Raw genomic sequence first — 23,177 nt, forward strand, 5'->3', positions numbered from 1 at the left:
GTGTCCGGGCACGTCCCCGAGACCGCCCGGCGTGTCACCGGGCCACGGCCAGGCAGTAGTCGGCGTCGCGGGCCAGGAGGTTGCGGTGGGTGTCCTCGGCGGTGATGACGCCCTCGTCCAGGACGAGAACACGGTCGGCGGCGTCCAGCAGGGCCGGGCTGCTGGTGATCACGACCGTGGTGCGGCCCCGGCGCGACTTCGCGACGTTGCGCGCGATGAGCTGCTCGGTGACCGCGTCGACCGCCGTCGTCGGGTTGTGCAGGACCAGTACGTCGGTGTCGGCGGCCAGGGCGCGGGCCAGGGACAGCCGCTGACGCTGCCCGCCCGAGAGGTTCGCCCCGCGGTCGCGGACCGCGTGGTCGAGCCCGTCGCGGTGGAGGGCGACGACATCCGTCAGCATCGACGCCTCGACGGCTTCGGGAATCGTCCGGCTGGTGCCCGACGGGTCGATGTTCGTGCGGAGGGTGCCCGCGAAGATCTCCCCGTCGTACGGATTCACCAGCATGTGCTCGCGGACCGCCTCGACCGACAGCTCCGCGATCGGCTGCTCGCCGAGCCGCACCACTCCCTCGTACGCGTCCGGCGCGACATTCACCGCGAGGACCGCCGCGAGATCGGCCGCCGCGCGCGGCTGATAGACGGCGATCGCCACGAACTCACCTGCGGCCACCTGGAACTTCAGCCCGCGCAGCGCCCCGTGCCGGACGCCGTCCACCGCGAGCCCTCCGCCCGGGGCCGGGCGCTGCGAACCCGGGGTCGTCACCGGCGGCGCGGAGAGCACCAGCGCCATCCGCTCGGCCGAGGCGCGCGCCGTCATCACGTACTTGGGCATCTCCGAGAACATCTTGAGCGGCTCGATGATGAACTGCGCCAGGCCCACGGCCATGACCAGTTCCCCGATGGTGATCCGGCCGTCGAACGCCAGCCGGCCCGCCGTCAGGGACACGGCGGCGGCGAGGACCGCGTTGAGGGCCAGTGCGGTGCCGGCGTACGCGCCGTTGACCCGGGCGACGGTGATCGCCTGGCGTTTCGCGTCCGTGCTGACCTTCCGGTACGACCCGAACGCGGCGTGGTTGCCGCCGAAGCCGTGCAGCGGACGCAGGCCGGTGATCAGGTCGGCGACCTTCGCGCCCGCCCGCGCCACCCGGGCCTGCTGTTCGCGGGTACTGGCGCCGATCCGCCTGGACATCACGGCCAGGACCGACAGGATCGTGACGGTCCCCACGATGACCAGCAGGCCGAGCCGGACATCGGCCAGGCCCAGCGCGAGGGCCGCGACCACCACCGCGACCAGCGAGCTGACCAGCAGCGGCACCACCTCGACGATGTCGGCGGTCTGGTCGGCGTCCTCGGTGGCGATGGTCAGCACCTCGCCGGACTTCAGGTCGACGTCCCTGGCCACCGGCTGGAGCCCGCAGGCGGCCACCCGCACCCGCCAGCGGTGCGCCTCGGTCGTGTTGGCCTTCTGCAGGACCCGCATCCCGAACCGCCACGACAGCGACACCGTCGTGATGATCACGGCCAGCGCGCCGATCGACAGGCCGAGCGCGGCCGGGCTGCGGTCCTGCATCGTGTGCTCGACGATCAGACCGAGCGCGATGGGGAAGGCGGTCTCCCCCGCCTGGTACAGGCCCATGAGGACGGTGCCCCGGACCATGGCGCCGACGTTGCGGCGCAGCGCGGTGCGCAGGATGTCCGCCCCCGGCCGGGGGCGCTGCGTGTCAGGAGTTTTCATCGAGGTGGCGGGCAATCGCTTCCGGGGTTCGCAGGGTGAACAGATCACGGATGGTGATCACGGGACCGTACTCGCGGCGGAGCAGCCCGGTCAGCCGCACCGCCAGCATGGAGTGCCCTCCGAGGGACACGAAGTCGCTCACCGCGCTCACTTCGTCGTCGTCCAGGTCCAGTGCCTCGGCGAAGAACTCGCACACCAGGGTCTCGGTCCCGGTCTCCGGGCCGCGTTCTCCCGCCGTGGTGAGCGCGCCGAGCGGCCTGGCCTCCCCCAGCGCCTTGGTGTCGGCCTTCCCGTTCACGGTGAGCGGGATGCTGTCGACCCGGGCGAAGTGCGTCGGACGCAGGAAGTCCGGCAGCCCGGCGCCCACTTCGGCGGCGACCTGCGCCAGGTCGGCGCCGTCCAGTACGAGATAGGCGGCCAGCCGGTACGCGCCGTCGACCTGCGGGTCGGGCTGGGCGACCGCGGCGGCGGACCGCACCGCCGGGTGCGCCGCGAACACGGCCTCGACCTCGCCGAGTTCGACCCGGTGCCCGCGGATCTTGACCTGCTGGTCGGTACGGCCCAGGTACGTCAGGTTCCCGTCGGACCGGCGGATCACCAGGTCGCCGGTCCGGTACATCCGCTCGCCGGGTCCGGCGAACGGGCAGGCGACGAAGCGGTGCGCGGTCTGGGCGCTCTGCCCGAGGTAGCCGCGCGCGATGCCGATGCCCGATACGTACAGCTCGCCGGGGACCCCGTCGGGCAGCGGGCGCAGCCACGGGTCCAGTACGTACACCTCGGTGTTGTCGATCGCCACGCCGACCACCGGGTCCTGGCACTCGAAGGTGCCGACGCCGAGGGTGTTGATGGTGTACTCGGTGGGCCCGTACAGGTTGTAGCCGACTGTGCCCTCGGTCCCGGCGAGCCGCTGCCAGAGCGTCGGGGTGACGGCCTCGCCGCCCAGCAGCACCAGCGCCGGCCGCCGTGCCGGGTTGTCCAGCAGGCCCTCGGCCACCAGCTGCTGCGCGTAGGTCGGGGTCACATTGATGACGTCGATCGCGTGCTCACGGCAGTACTCGACCAAACGGGGGGCGTCGCGGCGCAGTTCCTCGTCGCAGATGTGGACCTCGTGTCCGTCGGCGAGCCACAGCAGTTCCTCCCACGACATGTCGAACGCGAACGACACGGTGTGCGCGATCCGGAAGACCCGGTTGCCGTGCTCGGCGAGGACCGGTTCGAAGATCCGCCGCTGATGGTTGATCAGCATGTTGGTGAGCCCTGCGTACTCGGTCACCACGCCCTTGGGCTTCCCGGTCGAGCCGGAGGTGTAGATGGTGTACGCGGGGTGCCGCAGGCGGTCCGGGTCGTCGGGCGCGAACGTCACGTACGGATCGGCCTCGGGCAGGGGCCGGTCCAGCTCGATCAGCTCGCCGCCGAGCCGGGGCGAGACGGTGCTCACGGTGAGGATCACCTCGGGCCGGGCGTCCGCGACGATGGCGGCGATCCGCTCGTCCGGGTGGTCCAGTTCCAGCGGTACGTACGCGGCGCCGACGCGCAGCACGGCGAACAGAGCCACGATCGAGTCGAGGGAGCGCGGGATCGCCAGACCCACGGCCGTCTCGGGTCCGATGCCCCGGCGGGCGAGAACTCCCGCCAACGCCCGGCTCCGTAGCTGGAGTTGGGCGAAGGTCATGGCCGAGCCGCGGGCGACGAGCGCGACCCGCCCGGGGTCACGGTCCGCCGCCAGGTCGAAGCGGTCGACGACGGTGTCCGTGCCGACGTCGGTGCGTCCTGCGGGCCCGGGGGCCGGGGCGAGCCCCGGCAGCGCGCCCACCCGCCCCGTCGACCGGGCGAGGTCCTCCAGTACGCGGAGGTAGTCGTCGAGGAGGCGGCGGGCGCCCCCGGGGTCGTCGTCGCGGTGCTCCAGCTTGACCGTGAGCCGGTCGCCGGGCGTGACGACCCAGGTGAACGGGTAGTGCGTGGAGTCGTCGGCCCGCACCGAGGTGATGCCGTGCCGGGTGTTCATCGCGGCGAACGCGTCCGGGTCCAGGAAGTTCTGGAGCACGAACAGGTTGTCGAAGAGGGTGTCGTGCCCACTGGCACGCTGGATCTCGCCGAGGCCCAGGTGCTCGTGCTCCATCGCCTCGACCCGGGCCGCCTGAACGGCCGACAGGTACGCGCCGACCGTGTCGTCGGGCCGGGCCCGCGTCCACATGGGCACCGTGTTGAGCAGCACACCGACGATGCCGGAGTGGCCCTCGCCCTCCCGGCCCGAGACGGTCACACCGAACACGGCGTCACCGCGGCCGGTGCGGGCGCCGAGGAGCAGGCCGAACGCGCCGGTCAGCACCGTGTTCAGAGTGACGCCGTGCACCCTGGCCGCGTCCCGCAGCAGGTCGGACAGTTCGGCGGAGAAGGTGTGCGTGAGCGCGCGCGGCAGGTCGTCCGGGAGGGACGGGGCCGGTCCGGCGAGCAGCGTCGGGCCCGGCAGGCCGGCGAGGTGCTGCGCCCAGAAGCGGTTCGACACCTCGGGGTCCCTGGCGTCGAGTGCCCGGGCGTACTCCTCGAAGCCCGGCACGGCGGGGACCGCGACCGGCGGTTCGCCCGCCACGACGGCCTCGTACGCCTCGAAGAGATCCCGCAGCACGATCTCGCGGGACCAGCCGTCCCAGAGCAGCAGGTGGTAGCTGAGCAGCAGGCCGTCCCGGCCGTCGGGCAGCCGCACCACGGTCAGCCGGATCAGCGGCGGTTCGCCCGGGTCGAATCCCGACTCGCGGTCCCGGGTGCGCAGCTCCTCGGCCTCCGCGTCGCTCGTCACGGCGGTCGTGCGGACGTCGACCCGCCGGCCCGCCTTGAGGACCTGGACCGGGTTCCCGTCGTCGTCGGTGGTGAAGCCGGCGCCCACGGCCGGGTGGCGCGCGATCACGTCCGCCATCGCCTCGGCCAGCGCGCCGGGGTCCAGGCGCCGGTCGAAGGTGAACCAGCTCTGCGCGACGTAGTGTCCGGCCGTGCCCGCCATCTGGGCCTGGAAGAACAGGCCCCGCTGGAGCGGGGTGACCGGTGCGGTGCGCTCGGCCGTGGCGGAGGCGTCCGCGATGTGTTCCAGGGCGGTGCGCCAGTGCCCGGTGATCTCGTCGGGTATGCCCCCGGCGAGGGTGAAGGCCGCGTGCAGGCATCCGGTGCTGTCGTCGGTCCAGGCGTTGACCTCGACGGCGTACGGGCTGCCCTGGTCGCCGCCGGTGAGGTGGAGGGCCCGGGACTCGCTGCCCCGGCCCAGGTAGTTGAAGAGCACCTGTGGGCGGGCGTCCAGCAGCGGGGCCGTCTGCGCGTCGAGGTACCGGAGCCGGCCGTAGGCGACGTGTTCGTGCTCGTCCGGCCGGCGTTCCGCGGTCTCGCGCGCCGCCGCGACGGGGTCGGTGTGCGCCGTGAGCCGCACCGGTGCGATGGCGGTGAACCAGCCGACGGTACGGGAGTAGTCGTGGTGCTCCAGGGCCGGGACCCGGCCGTGCCGCTCCAGTTCGATCGCGAGATCGGTGGGCGTGGGCTGGATGCGCGTCAGGGCGGTGCGCAGCGCGCCGCACAGCAGCTCGGTGAGGCCCACGCCGAGTGCGGCGGGGGCGCTGCGGGTCACGCGGTCGCTCACCTCGCGGGCGAGTACGACCGTGGTCTCGCGCAGGTCCTGGACCTCGGGCAGCAGGGCGGGCGCCTCCAGCGTGGTGATCCAGTGTCCGAGAGCGTAGGCCGCCGGGCCGGACCCTGCCGCCAGCGCCTCGGCGTACTCGGCGTAGGACGTGGTCGGCGGTGGCAGGGCCGCACCGGCGAGGGCGGTGGCCAGATCGTCCAGGAGGATCAGCCAGGACACCGCGTCGACGGCGAGGTGGTGGACGGTGACCACCAGGGTGCGGCTCGCCGCCAGCCAGGAGAACGCGATGACGTCCCCGGATTCGGGGTCGAGCCGTCCGGCGGCCTCGTTCGCCGCTGCCGTGGCGTCGGGGGCGTGGGTCGGTGTGACGGCGACCTCGCGGGCGGGTTCGGTGCGCAGGGTCCACACGCCGTGCTCGACGCGCAGCCGCAGCCGCAGGACCGGGTGTGCGGCCACGACGGCGTTCGCGGCGCGCCGGACGTCGGCGAGGTCGGTGCCCTCGGCCGCCACCACCGCCCTGGCCTGGGCGAAACGGGCGAGTGAACCGCCCAGTTCGCGCCGGCGCAGGATGATCGGGGTGGCCGGCAGCGGGCCGTCCTCGCGGTGGGCCGGTGCGGACGCGACGGGCTGCGGGGTGTGCGTGGCCAGATGGCCGGCGAGCGCGCGCGGTGTCTTCAGCAGGAACACGTCCCGTGGGACGATCCGCAGGCCGAGCGCCCTGGCCCGGTTGATCACGGTGATGGCGACGATGCTGTCGCCCCCTGCGCCGAAGAAGTCGGTGTCGGCGTCCACGGCGACGCCGGGCAGCGTCTCGGCGAAGATGCCGACCAGTGCGGTGAGCGCCGAGTCGCTCGTGGCCGCCGGGGTGCCGTCCTGGGCGGCGCGCGCGGTCAGGGCCTTGCGGTCCAGCTTGCCGTTGACCGTCAGCGGCAGGGCGTCGGCCGGCAGTACCCGGCCCGGCACCATGTGTGCGGGCAGCTTGGTGGACAGCAGGGCGGTGAAGTCGCCGGGCACCCGGCCCACGACGTGTGCGACCAGGTGGTCGCCGCTGTCCGCCACGGTGACGGCCGCGTCGACGACGCCGTCGAGCTCCCGCACGGCGGACTCCACTTCGCCCGGCTCGATGCGGAAGCCCTTGAGCTGCACCTGGTCGTCGGCACGGCCGGCGAACTCCAGCTCGCCGTCGAGGGTGCGGCGGGCGAGGTCGCCCGTGTGGTACATGCGGGAGCCGTCGGCCGCGAACGGGTTCGCCACGAAGCGGCCCGCGGTGAGCCCCGGCCGGCCCAGGTAGCCGAGCGACACCTGGTCCCCGGCGACGTAGATGGCGCCCACCCGGCCCGGCGGCACCGGCCGCAGCCGGTCGTCGAGCAGATGGACGACCAGGCCGGGGACCGGGCCGCCGATCGGGCTGACGTCGTCGCCGGGGCCGAAGTCCTCGTCGGTCAGGACCCGGTGGGTGACGTGGACGGTGGTCTCGGTGATGCCGTACATGTTGACCAGCTCGGGCGCGGCGGTGCCGTGCCGCTCGACCCAGCCGCGCAGCCGTCCGAGGTCCAGCGCCTCGCCCCCGAAGACGATCCGGCGCAGCGCCGTGACCGGTTCGGCGGCGAGCCGGTCGGCCTCGGTGAACTGGTGGAACGCCGACGGGGTCTGGTTGAGCACGGTCACCCCGCGCTCGCGGACCAGCCGGTGGAAGTCGACCGGGGAGCGGGTCAGCGCGTACTCCGGCACCAGCAGTTCGCCGCCGTGCACCAGGGCGCCCCACAGCTCCCAGACCGCGAAGTCGAAGGAGAAGGAGTGGAACTGGACCCAGACGTCGTGCGGGCCGAAGTCCATGTCGGGCCGGGTGTTCGCGAGGAGCGTCACCACGGCGGAGTGCGGAACGACGACGCCCTTGGGGCGGCCGGTCGAGCCGGAGGTGTAGATCACGTACGCGGGGTCGTGCCGACCGGCCCCGGGCCCGGCGGTGGTGGCCGGCGCCGGCTCGTCGCCCTGGACGAGCACCCGGGCCTGGACGCCCGCTCGGGCCAGCAGGCGGGTGAAGCGGCCCTGCTGTTCGCGGTCGACGAGCACGACCTGCGGGGCGGCGTCGGCGAGGATGTACTCCAGCCGCTCGTCCGGGTACGCCAGGTCCAGCGGTACGTAGGCGCCGCCCGCGGTGACGACCGCGACCAGGGCGACGACCTGTTCCAGGGAGCGCGGTACGGCGACGGCGACCCGGGTGCCCGGCCCGGCCCCGGCCGCGCACAGGACCGAGGCCAACTCGTTCTTGGCATCGGCCAGTTCACCGTACGTCAGTGACCGGGTGACGCCGTCGAGGGCGCACTGGGTGACGGCGGTGGCTGCCGGGTCGCGGTCCGCTGCGGCGTCGAACAGCTCGCCCAGGGTCGCCGGGGAGGCCGGCGCCGGGCCCCGGCCGGCCTCGGGGGCCAGAAGGTCGTCGACCGGGGTGTCCGGCCGTTCGAGCAGGCCGGTGAGGGTCCGGGTGAAGGTGTCCAGGATCGCCTCGGCGCTCTCCCGGCGCAGCAGCTCCCCGTCGTGGATCAGGTTGAAGCGCGGACGGCCGTCGGTGGTGCGTTCCACGACCAGCGTCAACGGGTAGTGCGGGGCGCCCTCGTTGACGATGTCGGTGATGACCGGTTCGTCGCCGGGGCCGCGCAGGGCGTCCACGTCGGTCGCGACGTCGAACACCACCAGGGTGTCGAACAGCGGGCCGGCGCCGGTCAGGCGGCCGATCCTGGCCAGCGAGACGTGCTGGTGCGCCAGCACCGTGCTCTGGTGTTCCTTCACCGTGGCGAGCAGCTCGACCGCCGTGGTGTCCGCGGACCAACGGGCCCGCACGGGGATGGTGTTGATGAACAGGCCGACCATGTCCCCGATGCCGGGCACCGCCGCGTCGCGCCCGGAGACCGTGGAGCCGAACACGACGTCCCGGCCGTGCAGGATGCCGCCCAGCGTCACCGCCCACGCGCTGTGCACGGCCACACTCAGCGGCACACCGGCCGAGCGGGCGGCGGCGTCGATGTCGAGGGCGGGCTCGACGGCGGTGTCGGCGAACCGGTCGGAGGGGGTGTGCCCCTCGGCCACCAGCGAGGGGCCGGGCAGACCGGCGAGCTCGTCGTGCCACACCCGCTCGCTCTCGTCCTGGTCGCGTCCGGCGAGCCAGGTCACGTAGTCGCGGTAGCCGCCGAGCGGGTACACGCTCCCCGGCACGTGGTACTCGGCGAGCAGCGCGCGGAGCATCGGCGGTACCGACCAGCCGTCGGCGACGATGTGGTGCACGGTCTGCACCAGGACGTTGCGGCCGGAGCCGGCGCGGATGAGCGTGTACCGCATCAACGGCCCGGCGGCCAGGTCGAATCCGGCGCGGCGGTCCCGCTCGGCGTGGTCGCGGATCTCCTCGTCGGTGAGGCCGGGGCGGTCCAGCGTGGCGAAGGGCGCCTGTGCGCCGCTCTCGACGACGGAGACGACCCGGCCGTCGGCGAGGGCGGTGAACCGGGCGGCCAGGTTGGGGTACAGCGTGAGCAGCCGGGTGGCCGCCGCCGCGAGCCGGTCCGCGTCCACGTCGCCGTCCAGCGTCAGCAGTTGCTGCTCGACGTAGCTGCCGGTCGCGTCGTCGTCGAAGACCGAGTGGAAGTACAGGCCCTCCTGAAGGGGGGTCAGCGGCAGGATGTCCCGCAGCGCCGGGCCGTCCAGGTCGTCGACATCGGCCTGGGTGAGCCGCACCAGGGCGAAGTCGCTGGGGGTGTGGCCGCCCTCTTCCAGCGCGGCCAGGGCGGACAGGGCGGCCCGGAAGTACGCGCCGAGGGTGGTGATGTCCTCGTCGGTGAACATCCCCTCGGGCCAGGAGATGGTGGTGACCAGCTCGTACGCGCCGCTCGCGTCGGGTTCGGCGATGGCGTTGAACTCCAGGGCGCGCGGCAGCCGCATCCTCGGGTCGCGCTTCTCGCCCAACTGACCTGTGATGCCCGCGAGTTGCCAGTCACCGGACGCACCCGCGTCGAAGCGGCCCAGGTAGTTGAACAGCACCTGCGGCGCGGGGGCGGTCAGCCCGGTTTCGCTCAGGTAGCGCAGGGCGCCGTACGAGACGCCGTTGCCGGGTACGGCGGCGAGGTCCTCCTTGACCGCCTTGAGGGCGGCGGCCAGGTACGCCGGGGCGGTGAAGTCGGCTGCCGTGCCGGGGTCGACGGTCACCGGGAACAGGGTGGTGAACCAGCCCACGGTCCGCGAGAGTTCCGGTTCGAAGCCGGTCGCGTCCGCCACATGGCGTCCCTCGCGGCCGTGTCCCTCCAGTTCGATGTGGGCGAAGGTCTGCTCCTGCCCCCGGTCGCGGCGCCACCGGGCGAGGGAGACGGCGAGCGCGGTCAGCAGTACGTCGTTGACGCCCGCGTGGAACTTCGCGGGGATCGCGCCGAGCAGCGCGGCGGTGTCCTCGGGGCCCACGGTGACGGTCCGCGCCCGCTCCCTGGCGACGGTGTCGGTCCCGGACGGGGCCCGTCGGCCCAGCGGTGCGTCGGGCCCCGGCAGGGGGCGCTGGAAGTGGGTGCGGTCGCGGTCGAAGGCCGCGCGGCCCAGCAGCTGTGTCCAGCGCCTGAACGACGTTCCCACGGGGGGCAGTTCGACGGGCGTGCCCGAGACGGACTGGCGCCAGGCCGTGGCCAGGTCGTCCATCAGGATCCGCCAGGACACACCGTCGATGACGACGTGGTGGGCGACCATGACCAGTTGCCGCGCCTCGCGGCGCCACACGGCGCGCAGCATCACGCCGCCCGCCGGGTCGAGCCCCTCGGTGGCGAGCGCGACGCACTCCTCCAGCGGGCGGTCGCTCTCCTGCCACCCCACGACGGCCCGTCCGGCCTCGGGGATGTCGAAGCTCCAGCGCTCGCCGCGCACCAGCCTGGCGCGCAGCATGTCGTGCCGCCCCAGCAGGGCGGCGAGGATCTCGTCGAGCGCGCCGGCGGTCAGCTCCGCCGGTGTGTTCAGTACGACGGACTGCACGAAGCCGTCGATCGCGTCCGTGGTCCGGCCGAGCCACTGCACGATGGGCGATCCCACGACGGGGCCGGTCGCGACATCGCCGTGGTCCACGGCGGATACGTCCTCGCGGCTCGCCACCGCGGCCAGTGCCCCGAGGACGCTGTGGGTGAAGATCTGCCGTGCGGTGACGTAGAGACCGGCCTCCCGCAGCGCGCTCAGCAGTGAGATCGCCAGAATGCTGTCTCCGCCGAGCTGGAAGAAGTCCTGGTCGGCCCCGGCCTTCTCCAGCCGCAGCACCGCCGCGACGGCCGCGCACACCACCCGCTCGTTGTCGGTGGCGGGTGCCACGACGGAGCCCGTGCCGATCTCGGGTTCCGGCAGGGCGCCCCGGTCGAGCTTGCCGTTCGCGGTGAGCGGGAACTCCTTCATCACGACGAGGTGGGCGGGCACCATGTACTCCACCATGTGCCGGGCGGCCCATTCCCCGACCTCGTCCGCCCGCAGCTCCTCGTGGCCGGCGGCCGGGATCACGTACCCCACCAGGTAGGTGCCGCCCGCCGTTTTCTTCTTCGCGACGACGCAGCTGTGCCGTACGCCGGGGTGTTCCGCGAGGCCGGCCTCGACGTCCTCGATCTCCAGCCGCATGCCGCGGATCTTGATCTGGTTGTCGGCGCGTCCGAGGAAGTCCAGCGACCCGTCCGGGGCGAACCGCGCCAGGTCACCGGTCCGGTACAGCCGGGACCCGTCGTCGGCGAAGGGGTTCGCCACGAACCGGGAGGCGGTCAGGCCGGGCGCGTTGACGTACCCGCGTCCCAACAGGAACCCTCCCGCGTACAGTTCGCCGCCGACCCCGACCGGGACCGGGCGCAGCTCGTCGTCCAGCACGTACAGCTGGGTGTTGGGGTTGGCCCTGCCGATCGATGTCGACAGGCGTTCCGCCGCGCCCCGGTAGATGACGTGGGAGACACCGATGGTCGTCTCGGCCGGGCCGTAGCCGTGGTACAGGGGGATGTCGAGCCGGGTGCGGAACCGCTCGTACAGCTCCGGGGTCAGCACCTCGCCGCCGCACCAGACGTGCCGCAGACTGTCCAGGCGGCCGGAGTCGCCCGCGATCTCCAGCAGCACGTCCAGCATCGACGACACCAGGTAGGTGAAGGTGACGCGCTGCTCGGCGATCACGCCCAGCAGATGGTGCGGGTCGCGTTCGCCGCCGGGCCGCAGGATCACCAGCCTGCCGCCGCGGGCCAGCGGCAGGAAGATCTCGTTGATGGAGATGTCGAAGGACAGCGGTGCCTTGAACAGCGAGGCGTCGTCGTGGCCGAAGCGCAGGATCTCGTCGGCCTGCCACAGCAGGCGCTCGCTGATCGCCTCGTGCCGGATCATGGCGCCCTTGGGCCGTCCGGTCGAACCGGACGTGAAGATCACGTATGCCAGGGCCGTGCCGGGGACGGCCGCCTCCGGCCCCTCGGCGGGGTGGCCGCCGAACCGCCAGTCGTCGAGGTCGACGGCCACGGCGTCCGGTTCACCCGGACCGTGCTCGCCACGGTCGTTGAGCTGGAGCACGACCCGGGCGTCCTCGACGACGACGGCGCGGCGCGCGGCGGGCCACTGCGGATCGAGCGGCACGAACGCGCCCCCGGCCCGGAGCACGGCGAGGAGGCCGATGACCATGTCGGCACAGCGGCCGAGCGAGATCCCGACGACCTGCTCGGCGCCGAGGCCGCGTTCGATCAGGTGGTGCGCCAACTGGCTGGAGCGTTTATCTGCTTGACGGTACGTCAATGACCGGTGCTCATCGACGATCGCGACGGCGTCCGGCCTGGCGCGTGCCTGCTCGAGGAACATCTCCATGATGGTCGGGCGGACCCGGTCGGCCCGGTTGTCGTTCCACTCGGCCAGGGCTTCGAGCCTCGCCGCCACGCTGGACGGGCCGATGGTGCCGAGGGGGCGGTCCGGGAAGTCGGCCAGGTCGTCCAGTGCGAGCTGCGCGTCGGCCGGGCCGACGCCGTCGGGGACGGTGATGCTCCAGCCGTCCGCGACGGGTTCCCAGCCACCGCTCCCGGCACCGCCGTTGTCGACCCACCCGAGGACATCGGTGAACAGTGTGCCGGGGGTGAGGTCCATGCCGTCGGGGCCGAGGCCGGTCGCCCAGTACGACAGCCCGATGGCACAGGCTTCGACGATGGTCCGGTCGCCGTGGTCGCCGGTTCGCCGGCGCACGCCGGCCAGGCGGGCGGGAGAAAGCAGTACACGGGGAACGGTCGGTTCCGTCATCGAAGACTCAGCATCCTTCCAAGGTACGCAAGTTGACCCAACCTGACTTAGGTTTGCCTAACTACCTTCGCGCCAGGCTCGCCACAGACGCGCGTACTGACCGCCCAGAGCCACCAGCTCCCCGTGCGTCCCCTCTTCCACCACGCGCCCCGCGGACAGCACGGCGATCCGGTCCGCCGCCATCGCCTGGGTCAGCCGGTGCGCCACGTACAGCGTGGTCCGCCCCGAGCACGCGGCCAGCACGGCCCGCTCCAGCTCGGCGGCGCCCTCGCTGCCCGCCTCCGCGGTCGACTCGTCGAGCACCACCACCGGCGCACGGCCCAGCACCAGCCGGGCCAGGGCGATCTGGGCGACCTTGGTGACATCCAGGCGCTCGCCGCCCTCGCCGACCGTGGTGTGCAGCCCGTCGGTCAGCAGCTCGGCCCACTCGCCCGCGCCGACCGTGCGCAACGCCTCCATCAGCTCGGCATCGCCCGCGCCGGGTGCGGCGAGCCGCAGGTCGTCGGCGAGCGACCCCGAGAACACATGGGTCTCCTGCGTCAGGATGCTCACCAGGACCCGCGCCCCGGCCTCGTCCAGACCGGCGAGGTCGTGCGGCCCGATACGTACCGAACCGGACTGCGGGGTCCCGATGCCGGCGATCAGCGCGGCCAGGGTCGACTTGCCGGCACCCGTCGCCCCCACCAAAGCCAGCGAACCACCGGCTGGAATGGACAGGTTCACGTCCCGCAGGACCGGTTCCTCGGTGTCGGGATAGCCGAAGGTCAGCCCCTCCACCGTCACCGGGTACGGCCCGGCGCCGGCCGGTGCGACGGACACATCGCCCACCAGCCGCTCCTCCGCGGGCTCCCCCAGCACCCCGACCAGACGGGTGAGGCTCGCGCCCGACTTCTGCGCCTCGTCGAAGGTGAACATGATGGCGCCCAGCGGGGTGAACAGCCGGTGGAACATCAGCGGGGCCGCCGAGACCTCGCCCAGACTGGCGGCGTCGGCCTCCAGCAGCGCGTACCCCACCACCACGATCAGGACCAGCCCGATGAACTCGGCGCGGTTCTCCCTGCCGACGAACCGCCCGAAGAAGCGGAACACATCGACGCCGAGATCGCGCACCCGCCACGACTCCCGGGTGACCTTCTCGCGTACGGCCTCCTCCAGGCGGTACGCCCGGACCGTGCCGATCCCGTTCAGACCGCTGATCAGCGCCTGGGCACGGTCGGCCTGAGCGGCCCGCTGCTTCCGGTAGAGCGGTGCGGACCGGGGCAGGTACCACCGCAGCGCCAGCCCGTACGCGGGCAGCGCGCCGGCGCCCGCCAGGCCGAGCCGCCAGTCCAGTCCGAACATGCCGGCCGTGGCGATGACGACCAGCACGCCCGCGGAGAACACCGTGGGGATGGCGGACCGGATGCCCTTGGACAGCACGGCCACGTCGTCGCCGACCCGGGACAGCACATCGCCCCGGCCGACCTGCTCGACGCGTGCGCTCGGCATCCCCAGCACGGCGCGGACGGCGCCTTCCCGCAGCCGGGCGAGCAGATCGGCCCCCAACCGCCCGATCAGGTACGTCGACACGGCGGTGGCCACCGCGCCGAGCAGCGCGGCGGCCACCATCAGTGCCCCGACCGTGACGAGCACCGAACGCGATCCGCCCTCGGTCACCCCGTCGACCACCTGGCTCAGCAGGAGCACGGGGAGCACCTGGAGCACTGCCCCGGCCACCGTGGTGAGCAGGGTGGAGGCCGTCAGCCACGGGGCCCGGCGGCAGTGCGCCACGACCCATCCGGCGGCCTCGCCCCCGGTCGCCGTGCGCAGGGTTGCCGGGGCGACGCGGGTGTCGGTGGTGCTCACGCGAAGACCAAATCTCTCCGGGGACGGGGCCGTCCGATCGGCATGTCTAGTCGACCGACTTGACGAGTTCGTCGATCGCGTAGGGCAACGACAGCAGGGTGCCCTGGGACATGGCCGCGCCGACCGCCGGACCCTCGCTGTCCAGCAGGTAGGACACCTTGCCGTCCTTGACGGCGGGCAGGTTGGTGAACAGCTCGAACTTCTTCAGCGCTTCCGTGTCCGCCTTGTCGTTGATGACGAAGATGCGGTCGACGTCGACCAGGTCGACGCGCTCGGGGGACAGCGCGGTGAAGAACTTGCCGTCCGCGATCGTGTCGATCTCGGTCCGGTACTTGAAGCCGATGCCCGTCGTCAGTCGCCCGCGCACGTCGGTGGAGGTGAACGGCGCGACGGAGTCCTTGTACCAGGAGAGCGCCACGGCGGTTCGGTCGGCGAACTCCGGGTGCGCCTTCTTGGCCGCGTCGAGCTTGTCCTGGATGCCCTGCACCAGTTCGGTGCCCTCCGTCTCCTTGCCGAGCGCCTTGGCGATGTGCACCGCGTTGTCCTGCCACGGAGCGCTGAAGGGCTCCTTCTCGCCCTTGGTGCGTCCCACCGTCGGGGCGATCCTGGAGAGCTTCTCGTAGGCGGCGTTGTCGATCTCGGAGTACACCGCGGTGATCAGGTCCGGCCGCAGCGAGGCGATCTTCTCGTAATTGGGGCCCGAGTCACCGTTGTTCATGACGACCTCGGGGCGGGTGTCGCCCCACTTGTCCTTCACCCAGGGCCACTGGGTGTTGATGTCGGGGGACTTGCCCGCCGGGTTGGGGTACTGGTCGACCATGCCGACCGGCTTGATGCCGAGCGCCAGGACGGCCTGGTCGTCCGTGTAGCCGACGGAGACGACGCGTTGGGGAGCCTTGGTGATCTTCGTGGATCCGAATGCGTGCTCCACGGTGACCGGGAACGCACCGGCGGCAGCTGCCGGGGTGTCGTCGCTCTTCTTGTCCGCCGAGTCGGAACCGCATCCCGCGAGGAGACCGACACCGAGGGCCGTGGCGGACAGCATCGCCGCCACCCGCCGCCAGGGCTTCACAAGCGTCGTTCGATGGAGAAGCATCCGGAATCCCTTGCTTTCACACTGCTCACTGCACCTCTGTGTAAGGGCAGCCAAACCTTACCCTGAATAAGTGAGGGCAGCCTAGCCTAACCAGGCAATTTTCCTCCGTCGGGAACGAGTTGGGCTCCCGGCCGCTCTCGTGCCCGGCAGAACCTACGGATCGAGCCGTACGTGCGTACGGCCGATCGGCACGATGAGCGGCCGGTCCCCCACCGGATCGTCGATCACCGTGGCGCGCAGCCCGAACGCCTCGTCCAGCAACTCGGCGGTGATCACGTCACGCGGGTGCCCCTGCGCCAGGACGGATCCCGCCCGCATCACGATGAGGTTGTCGCTGTAGCGCGTGGCCAGATTGAGGTCGTGCAGCACCATGACCACGGTGCACCCGGACTCGTGCAGATCGTCCACCAGATCGAGTACGTCGATCGCGTGCGCCAGGTCCAGATAGGTGGTCGGCTCGTCCAGCAGCAGCAGGTCGGTGCCCTGGGCCAGGGTCATCGAGATCCAGACGCGTTGACGCTGCCCGCCGGACAGCGAGTCGACCGGACGGTCCGCCAGTTCCAGGACCCCGGTCATGGCCAGTGCGCGCTCCACCACACCGGCGTCGTCCGAGGACCACTGCCGAAGCCAACTCTGGTGCGGATGGCGCCCCCTGGCGACCAGGTCGGCCACCGTCAGCCCCTCCGGCGCGACCGGCGCCTGCGGCAGCAGGCCGAGCTTCTTCGCCACGTCCCTGGTCCTGAGCCGGGCGATGTCCTCGCCGTCCAGCACGACCGAGCCGCTGGCCGGCTTGAGCAGCCGGGTCAGGGTGCGCAACAGGGTCGATTTGCCACAGCCGTTGGGGCCGATGATCGTGGTGATCACCCCTGGGGGGATCGCCACGTCGAGATCGTCGATGACCGTCCGGCCGCCGTACCCGACCGTGACGCCCCTGGCCGCCAGCCGCGGGACCCCCTCGGCTCCGGTCTCCGTCGCGGTCCCGGTCTCGGTGATGAACTGAGCGGCCACGAGCCCCCCTTGGTTGGATTCGCCTTGCTTTCTCACCGTCTACCTCAGGTTCGCCCGCACCAGCAGATACACGAGGAACGGGCCGCCGATCGCGGCGGTGACCACGCCGACCGGCAGAGTGATCGGCAGCGCCGTACGCGCGAGGAGGTCCGAGCCGATCAGCAGCAGCGCCCCCACCAGGCCGGAGGCCACCATCGGCGGCGTCGGGAACCTCGCCAGCCGCATCGCCACCTGCGGCGCCACCAGAGCGACGAACGGAACGGGGCCCGCCGCGCTCACCGCCACCGCGGCCAGCAGCACCGCGCACAGCAGCAGGATCGCCCGCACCCACGTATGCCGGACGCCCAGGCCGGCGGCGACGTCGTCACCGAGGTGCATCGGCTTGAACTGGAACGCGGCACCGGCCACCACGACGACGAGGGCGACCGTGCACCAGAGCGCCACCTCGATCTCGTCCCACGACCGGTCGGCCAGCGAACCGACCAGCCACGCCTGGGCCCTGGCCACGTCCCTGATGTCGGCCTGGACCAGCAGCCAGGTCGTGATCGCCTCCATCACGGCGCTCACCGAGATGCCGATGAGGATGAGCCGGAAGCCGTCGATCCCGCGCCGCCACGCCAGGAAGTACACCAGCAGCCCCGTGCCGAGACCGCCCGCGAGCGCCGCCGCGGGCAGGCCCACCGAGCCGACGACCGCCGCGGCGGTGCCGCCCGACACCGTCACCAGGAACACCGCGACCGCGCCCGCTCCCCCGGTGATGCCCAGGACGTCCGGGCTGGCCAGCGGGTTGCGCGCGACGGACTGCGTGATCGCCCCGGACACCCCCAGCGCGATCCCCACGACGAGACCGGCCAGCGCACGCGGCATCCGCAGATCCATGACCACGAACTCGTCGACCTGTTCGCCCCGGCCGAGGATCGTGGCGATCACCCGGGACAGGCCGATGGGGAAGTCCCCGACGCCGATGGAGAGGCAGAACACCAGGAAGGCCGCCGCCGCCAGCAGCACCGTGACCAGGACGAGCCAGGGCCGCCATACGAACGACACCTGTCCGAGCCGCACACCCGGCGCCACCGATGGGTTCACTTCTGTCCCGTTCATGCGTTCCTGAACTTTCCGCGCCACACCAGAATCGCGAAGAACGGGGCGCCGAGGAGAGCGACCACCACTCCCGCGTCCAACTCGCCCGGCCGCACCACCAGACGCCCCACGATGTCGCAGACCAGCAGGACGACGGCTCCGAGCAGCCCCGCGTACGGCACCAGCCAGCGGTAGTCCGGCCCGGTCAGGTACCGGGCCACATGGGCCACCATCAGCCCGAGGAACGCGATGGGGCCGCAGGCCGCCGTGGCCGCCCCGGCCAGCAGGGTGATGGCGACGATGCCGATGGCCCGGCTCAGCGCGATGTTCACGCCCAGCCCCCGCGCCACGTCGTCGCCCAGGTTGAGCAGATTGAGGGCGGGCAGGGTGATCAGCGCCAGTACCAGTGCGACCGCGATGAACGCGGTCACCGGCCGGATGACGTCGAACCCGGCACCGGCCACGGAGCCCGCGTTCCAGAACCGCAGCGCGTTCAGCGACTCCTGGTCGGACAGCGCGACCGCCGTGGTCATCGCCGCGAGGAACACCGTGATCCCCTGCCCGGCCAGGGCGAGCGTCAGCGGATTGCCCGCTCCCCGGCCGATGCTCGCGAGGCCGAAGACGACGACGCCGGCGATCGCCGCCCCCACGAAGGCGAACCAGACGTACTGGAACGGGTCGGCGAAGCCGAACACGGCGATCACCGACACCACGGCGAACGAGGCGCCGGCGTTCACCCCCAGCAGGCCCGTATCGGCGATCGGGTTGCGCGTGTACCCCTGGATCAGCGCGCCGCCGGTCCCCAGAGCGATGCCCGCGACGATCGCGAGCACCGTCCGGGGCACCCGCACGGTCTGCACGATGAGCCTGATCTCGGTGAGCCGCCGGTCGGGGTCGGGGGCCGCGAACAGTCCGTGCCGGACCTCGGCGGGACTCAGCGCGCGGGCGCCGACGGCCAGGGACACCGCCGCGGCGACCACGAGGACCGCCGCGAGTGCGAGCAGACCCACAAGCCGCCGTCGGCGGGCCCCTGCTGTCCCCCCGGGAGCGGGACGCTCAACTGCAGTCGTGCGCATGTCGGCGGTCGTTATCCCTTTGTCCCGGTGCCGTCGGCGACCGGCCGGACCGCGTCGGAGGCCGACTTGACGCCCCGGTCGAGCAGCGAGTCCAGGATCTCGCCGACCCGTATCGCGGTGTTGGACAGCAGGGACGTCGTGATGCCGTGCGTGTGCTCCGTGCCGCCCTGGAGGTAGATGCCGCAGCGCAGGCCGGGGTCGGTCGAGACGCGGTAGTCGCGCTCGACACGGACGCGGCCCTCGTCGTCGCGCAGGCAGCGGCCGGCGACCTCACCGAGCAGGCCGAGGGGGTCGGCGGGGCTGTAGCCGGTGGCGAACACCACGACATCGGCGTCCAGATGCGTCTCCTCGCCCGTCACCAGGGACTTCACGGTGGCGCGTACGCCGTCGGGCGTCTCCTCCACATCGCTGACCCGGGACACGTTGAGGAAGCGCAGCCGTTCGGTGCCCAGGACCTTCTCCTGGTACATCTGCCGGTACAGGTCGTCGATCAGGTCGATGTCCACCACGGAGTAGTTGGTGTTGCCGTGGTAGGCCATCAGCCGGCTCTTGACGCCGGCGGGCGCGCTGAAGTAGTCGTCGACCGCTCCGGGGTCGAAGATCCGGTTGGCGAAGCTGCTGTCGTCGGCGGGGCTGTAGCCGTAGCGGGAGAAGACCGCGCAGACCTCGGCCCCGGGGAAGCGGCGGTGCAGGTACGCGACGTTCTCGGCGGCGCTCTGTCCGGCGCCCACGACGACGAACCGCTGGGGCGAGGCACCCTCCAGCCCGTCGACCTTGTGCAGCAGATCGGAGTTGTGCCAGACGCGGTCACCGCGCTCGACGCCCGCCGGCATGAGGGGGCGCAGCCCGGTGCCGATGACGAGGTTGCGGGCCCGGTGGACCTCCAGCCCCTCCTCCGACCGGACGGTCACGTCCAGGTACTCCACGACACCGTCGTGGACGAAGGGCGTGACGGAGACGACCTCGTGGCCGTAGGAGACCATGTCGTCGACCTTGGCCGCGGCCCACTCGAAGTAGTCGTGGAACTCCACCCGCAGTGGGAAGAGGTTCTTGTGGTTGATGAAGTCGATCAGCCGGCCCTTGCTCTGCAGATAGCAGAGGAAGCTGAACTCGCTGGCCGGGTTCCGGAGCGTCACCAGGTCCTTGAGGAAGGAGACCTGCATGGTCGCGTCGTCGATCAGCATGCCGCGGTGCCAGCCGAAACCAGGCTGCTGCTCGAAGAAGTGAGCGGTGACCGGCTCCTGCCTGCCGACGCCTGAGTTGTGCTCGCTCAGCGCAATCGCCATGGCCACATTGGAGGGGCCGAAGCCGATCCCGATCAGGTCGTGGACCAGTGGTGCGTCGCCAGGAAGAACCTGTGACATGTCACTCCCATCGTGCGGGAAAGCCGCCTGTCAGGCGTAGGGAAAGTACGAGAGGCAGGCACGCCGACCGGGCCGCCCGCCAAACTTAGGTGAGCCTAAGCTAATCACGCGAGGTTGTCGATAGAGCAATCCGGCATCGACGCACTGACGGACCGTCAACCACGGGCCGGGATAACCTTGTTGCAAACTAAGGTAAGCCTTGCTTTACTTGCTGCCGGTCTATCCCTGCCCTGAGGAGGAACCCCATGCGGGTCGTCATGTTCGGTTACCAGACCTGGGGCCACCGCACCCTGCAAGCCCTCCTGGACTCCGAGCACCAGGTGGTTCTGGTCGTGACGCACCCCAAGAGCGAGCACGCGTACGAGAAGATCTGGAGCGACTCCGTCGCCGACCTCGCCGAGGAGCACGGCGTCCCGGTGCTGATCCGCAACCGCCCGGACGACGAGGAGCTGTTCGAGCGCCTCAAGGCGGCCGACCCGGACATCATCGTGGCCAACAACTGGCGGACGTGGATCCCGCCGCGGATCTTCGGCCTCCCGCGCCACGGCACGCTGAACGTGCACGATTCGCTGCTGCCGAAGTACGCCGGCTTCTCCCCGCTGATCTGGGCCCTGATCAACGGCGAGTCCGAAGTGGGCGTCACCGCGCACATGATGGACGACGAGCTCGACGCCGGCGACATCGTCCGCCAGGAGGCGGTTCCGGTCGGTCCCGCGGACACCGCCACCGACCTCTTCCACAAGACCGTCGACCTCATCGCCCCGGTCACCATCGGCGCGCTCGACCTGATCGCCGGTGGGCAGACGGAGTTCACCAAGCAGGACCGCACCCTGGCGAGCTTCTTCCACAAGCGGTCCACCGAGGACGTCCGCATCGACTGGAACTGGCCGGCAAAGGACCTCGAACGCCTGGTCCGCGCCCAGTCCGAGCCGTACCCCAGCGCCTTCACCTTCCACAAGGGCAGGCGTCTGGAGGTCCTCGCCGCGGTGGTGTCCCAGAACCGCTACGGCGGTACGCCCGGCCGCGTCTTCTACCGCGAGGGCGAAGGCGTGGTGATCGTCGCCGGAGCCGACGCCCGCACCGGCCGCAACCACGGCCTGGCCATCACACGCGTACGCACCGAGAACGGCCGGGAGATGCCCGCGACGGAGTACTTCACCTCCATGGGCGGCTACCTGACCGACCGCCCCTGACACACCGTCGTCTCCAGGGTCCCGGGGTGCCCCTCCCTCGGGCCGAACGGTCGGGTCAGGGGGTCGCCGCGGACACGACGTAGACGACGGGGTTCATCGGATCGGTCATGTTCACCATGATGTCCTGGGTGGGCCGCGGGTCCTTGTTGGTGTGCGTGGTGCCCGCCCACTCGACCCCGGGACCGAACTTCCAGCCCGAGACCTGCTGGTCGCGGGCGCCGATGGTCACCTTGCCGGGCTCCAGGTCGGAGCGCCCGCTGCCCATCCGGCCGAGGAAGCGGTCGAGCCCGGCGGAGGTGGTGCGGAACTCCACGTACAGCCGGCTGGCCTTCCAGTTGTTGGTCTCGTAGTACTGCACGTCCAGGGAGTTGCCGGGCATCGGCAGCTCGAAGATCCGGCGCTGCATCCGGGACGGCCAGCCCTCCCGGAGCCCCTGCGCGGAGGCCTCGGCCTCCTTGTTCTGACCGGCGCGGCGGCTCTGCCCGGCAGAGATCAGCAGATAGCCGGCCGGGATGCCGATGAGCAGCACGATGATGGTCGCCGTGATCAGCCGACGGCGGATCATCCGGCGCCGGTCCTGCGGCGGCCGGCCGTCGTCGGGCGGCGAGGACTGACGCGGCAGGACGGGGTGCTCGGCGGCGGTCATGTGTCTGGGAATCCCTAGGAGGTGCGGGTGTTGCGCGTATTACGGATGGTGCTCGCGGCCTGGTCGTAGATCTGGGCGTACCGCTCGTACCGCTCGACGCGGCGGCGGTTGGTACGGCGGAATCTGCGGGCCACCAGCCGGGCCAGGTCCGCGGCGCCGACCATACCCGCCTCCGGGCCGAGCTGTGCCTTGGCGATCCGGGCCTCGGGCCGGTAGCCGCGGCCGGTGAGATGGCGCTTGAAGGCGTCCCTGGCGGGGCCGATGAGCAGGTCGTCGGCGGCGCTGACACCGCCCCCGATGACGAAGCAGGAGGGGTCGAGCGCGGCGGCCAGGTTGGCGATGCCCACGCCGAGCCACTGGCCGATGTCCTGGAGCAGCTCGACGCACATCGCGTCGCCCTCGCGGGCCAGTTCGGTGATGAGCGGCCCGGTGATGTCGGGGATGTTGCCCTTGACCCGCTCGATGATTCCGTGGGCCACCGGGGAGTCCGCGGCGGCCAGCTCCTTGGCCTCCCGGACGAGCGCGTTGCCGGAGCTGTACTGCTCCCAGCAGCCGCGGTTCCCGCAGGGGCAGCGGTGGCCGCCGGGCACCACCTGCATGTGGCCGAACTCACCGGCGACGCCGTACTTGCCGCGCTTGACCTGGCCGTCCTCCAGGATCGCGCCGCCGATGCCGGTGCCGAGCGTGATCATGACGAGGTGGTCCTCGCCGCGGCCGGCGCCGAAGCGCCACTCGGCCCAGGCGGCGGTGTTGGCGTCGTTGTCGACCATGACGGGGACGACGAGGCGGGAGGCGAGGGCGTCGCGCAGGGGTTCGTCGCGCCAGGCGAGGTGCGGGGCGAAGAGCACCTTGGAGCGGTCCGCGTCGACCCAGCCGGCCGCGCCGATTCCGACGGCGTGCACATCGTGCCGGTCGGAGAGGTCCAGGACCAGCTCGACGATGGTGTCCTCGACGACCTTGGGGCTCTTGGACTTGTCCGGCGTCTCGGTGCGCAGCTGCTCCAGGATGTTGCCGTCCGCGTCGACGACGCCCGCCATCACCTTCGTACCGCCGATGTCGATGCCGACGGTGGGGACCCGCGGGGCCGTGAGGTGCGAGCGCCGCTCCCGGGTGCCCACGGTCCGCAGGACGGTGGCGCGGGCGGAGCCGCGGTGTGTGAAGTCGCGGTACGTGCTCATCGTCCCTGCGGGGTCTGGGGGAGCCGGGGCGGTGCTCCCGGCGGCGGACTGCGCCCGTCGGCCTCGATTCTGCCACTGCCCGC

General features: G+C 71.8%; 11 protein-coding genes. 1 reads left to right on the forward strand and 10 read right to left on the reverse strand.

Features of this window, described 5'->3' with window-relative positions:
- Positions 1-34: 34 nt before the first annotated feature.
- From BT364_RS17590 to BT364_RS17625, 8 genes are all read right to left on the reverse strand, one after another.
- Positions 35-1,735, reverse strand: a complete 1,701-nt coding sequence (locus tag BT364_RS17590) for an ABC transporter ATP-binding protein (protein ID WP_072486263.1) — start codon at positions 1,733-1,735, stop codon at positions 35-37.
- A complete protein-coding gene (locus tag BT364_RS17595) occupies positions 1,722-12,608 on the reverse strand; it encodes a non-ribosomal peptide synthetase (protein WP_072486125.1) in 10,887 nt (3,628 codons plus the stop codon). The genes BT364_RS17590 and BT364_RS17595 overlap by 14 nt, the downstream gene beginning before the upstream one ends.
- A gap of 57 nt (positions 12,609-12,665) precedes the next feature.
- Positions 12,666-14,453, reverse strand: a complete 1,788-nt coding sequence (locus BT364_RS17600) for an ABC transporter ATP-binding protein (protein ID WP_072486126.1) — start codon at positions 14,451-14,453, stop codon at positions 12,666-12,668.
- Between the two features lie 46 nt (positions 14,454-14,499).
- Positions 14,500-15,549, reverse strand: coding sequence for an iron-siderophore ABC transporter substrate-binding protein (locus BT364_RS17605; protein WP_072486127.1), 1,050 nt, complete (start codon positions 15,547-15,549; stop codon positions 14,500-14,502).
- Positions 15,550-15,702: 153 nt separating this feature from the next.
- The gene (locus tag BT364_RS17610; RefSeq protein ID WP_072486128.1) at positions 15,703-16,557 is read right to left on the reverse strand and encodes an ABC transporter ATP-binding protein; all 855 of its coding nucleotides are present in this window, start codon (positions 16,555-16,557) and stop codon (positions 15,703-15,705) included.
- A gap of 39 nt (positions 16,558-16,596) precedes the next feature.
- Entirely contained in the window at positions 16,597-17,658 is a 1,062-nt protein-coding gene (locus tag BT364_RS17615) for a FecCD family ABC transporter permease (protein ID WP_072486129.1), read from the reverse strand.
- Positions 17,655-18,713: a FecCD family ABC transporter permease gene (locus BT364_RS17620; protein ID WP_072486130.1), complete on the reverse strand. Its 1,059-nt coding sequence runs from the start codon at positions 18,711-18,713 to the stop codon at positions 17,655-17,657. Before BT364_RS17620 ends, BT364_RS17615 begins: the two co-directional genes overlap by 4 nt.
- A gap of 11 nt (positions 18,714-18,724) precedes the next feature.
- Entirely contained in the window at positions 18,725-20,077 is a 1,353-nt protein-coding gene (locus BT364_RS17625) for a lysine N(6)-hydroxylase/L-ornithine N(5)-oxygenase family protein (protein WP_072486131.1), read from the reverse strand.
- Positions 20,078-20,322: 245 nt separating this feature from the next.
- Between BT364_RS17625 and BT364_RS17630 the strand changes: the two genes are divergently transcribed.
- Positions 20,323-21,270: a methionyl-tRNA formyltransferase gene (locus tag BT364_RS17630; protein ID WP_072486132.1), complete on the forward strand. Its 948-nt coding sequence runs from the start codon at positions 20,323-20,325 to the stop codon at positions 21,268-21,270.
- A 55-nt stretch (positions 21,271-21,325) separates the two neighbouring features.
- Here BT364_RS17630 and BT364_RS17635 read toward each other — a convergent pair whose 3' ends face one another.
- Together BT364_RS17635 and BT364_RS17640 are read right to left on the reverse strand one after the other, a co-directional pair.
- Positions 21,326-21,916, reverse strand: a complete 591-nt coding sequence (locus tag BT364_RS17635; protein WP_072486133.1) for a hypothetical protein — start codon at positions 21,914-21,916, stop codon at positions 21,326-21,328.
- 14 nt (positions 21,917-21,930) lie between these two features.
- The gene (locus BT364_RS17640; protein ID WP_072486134.1) at positions 21,931-23,094 is read right to left on the reverse strand and encodes an ROK family glucokinase; all 1,164 of its coding nucleotides are present in this window, start codon (positions 23,092-23,094) and stop codon (positions 21,931-21,933) included.
- Positions 23,095-23,177 lie beyond the last annotated feature (83 nt).

Source organism: Streptomyces atratus, from assembly GCF_900119365.1.
Taxonomy (GTDB): domain Bacteria; phylum Actinomycetota; class Actinomycetes; order Streptomycetales; family Streptomycetaceae; genus Streptomyces; species Streptomyces atratus_B.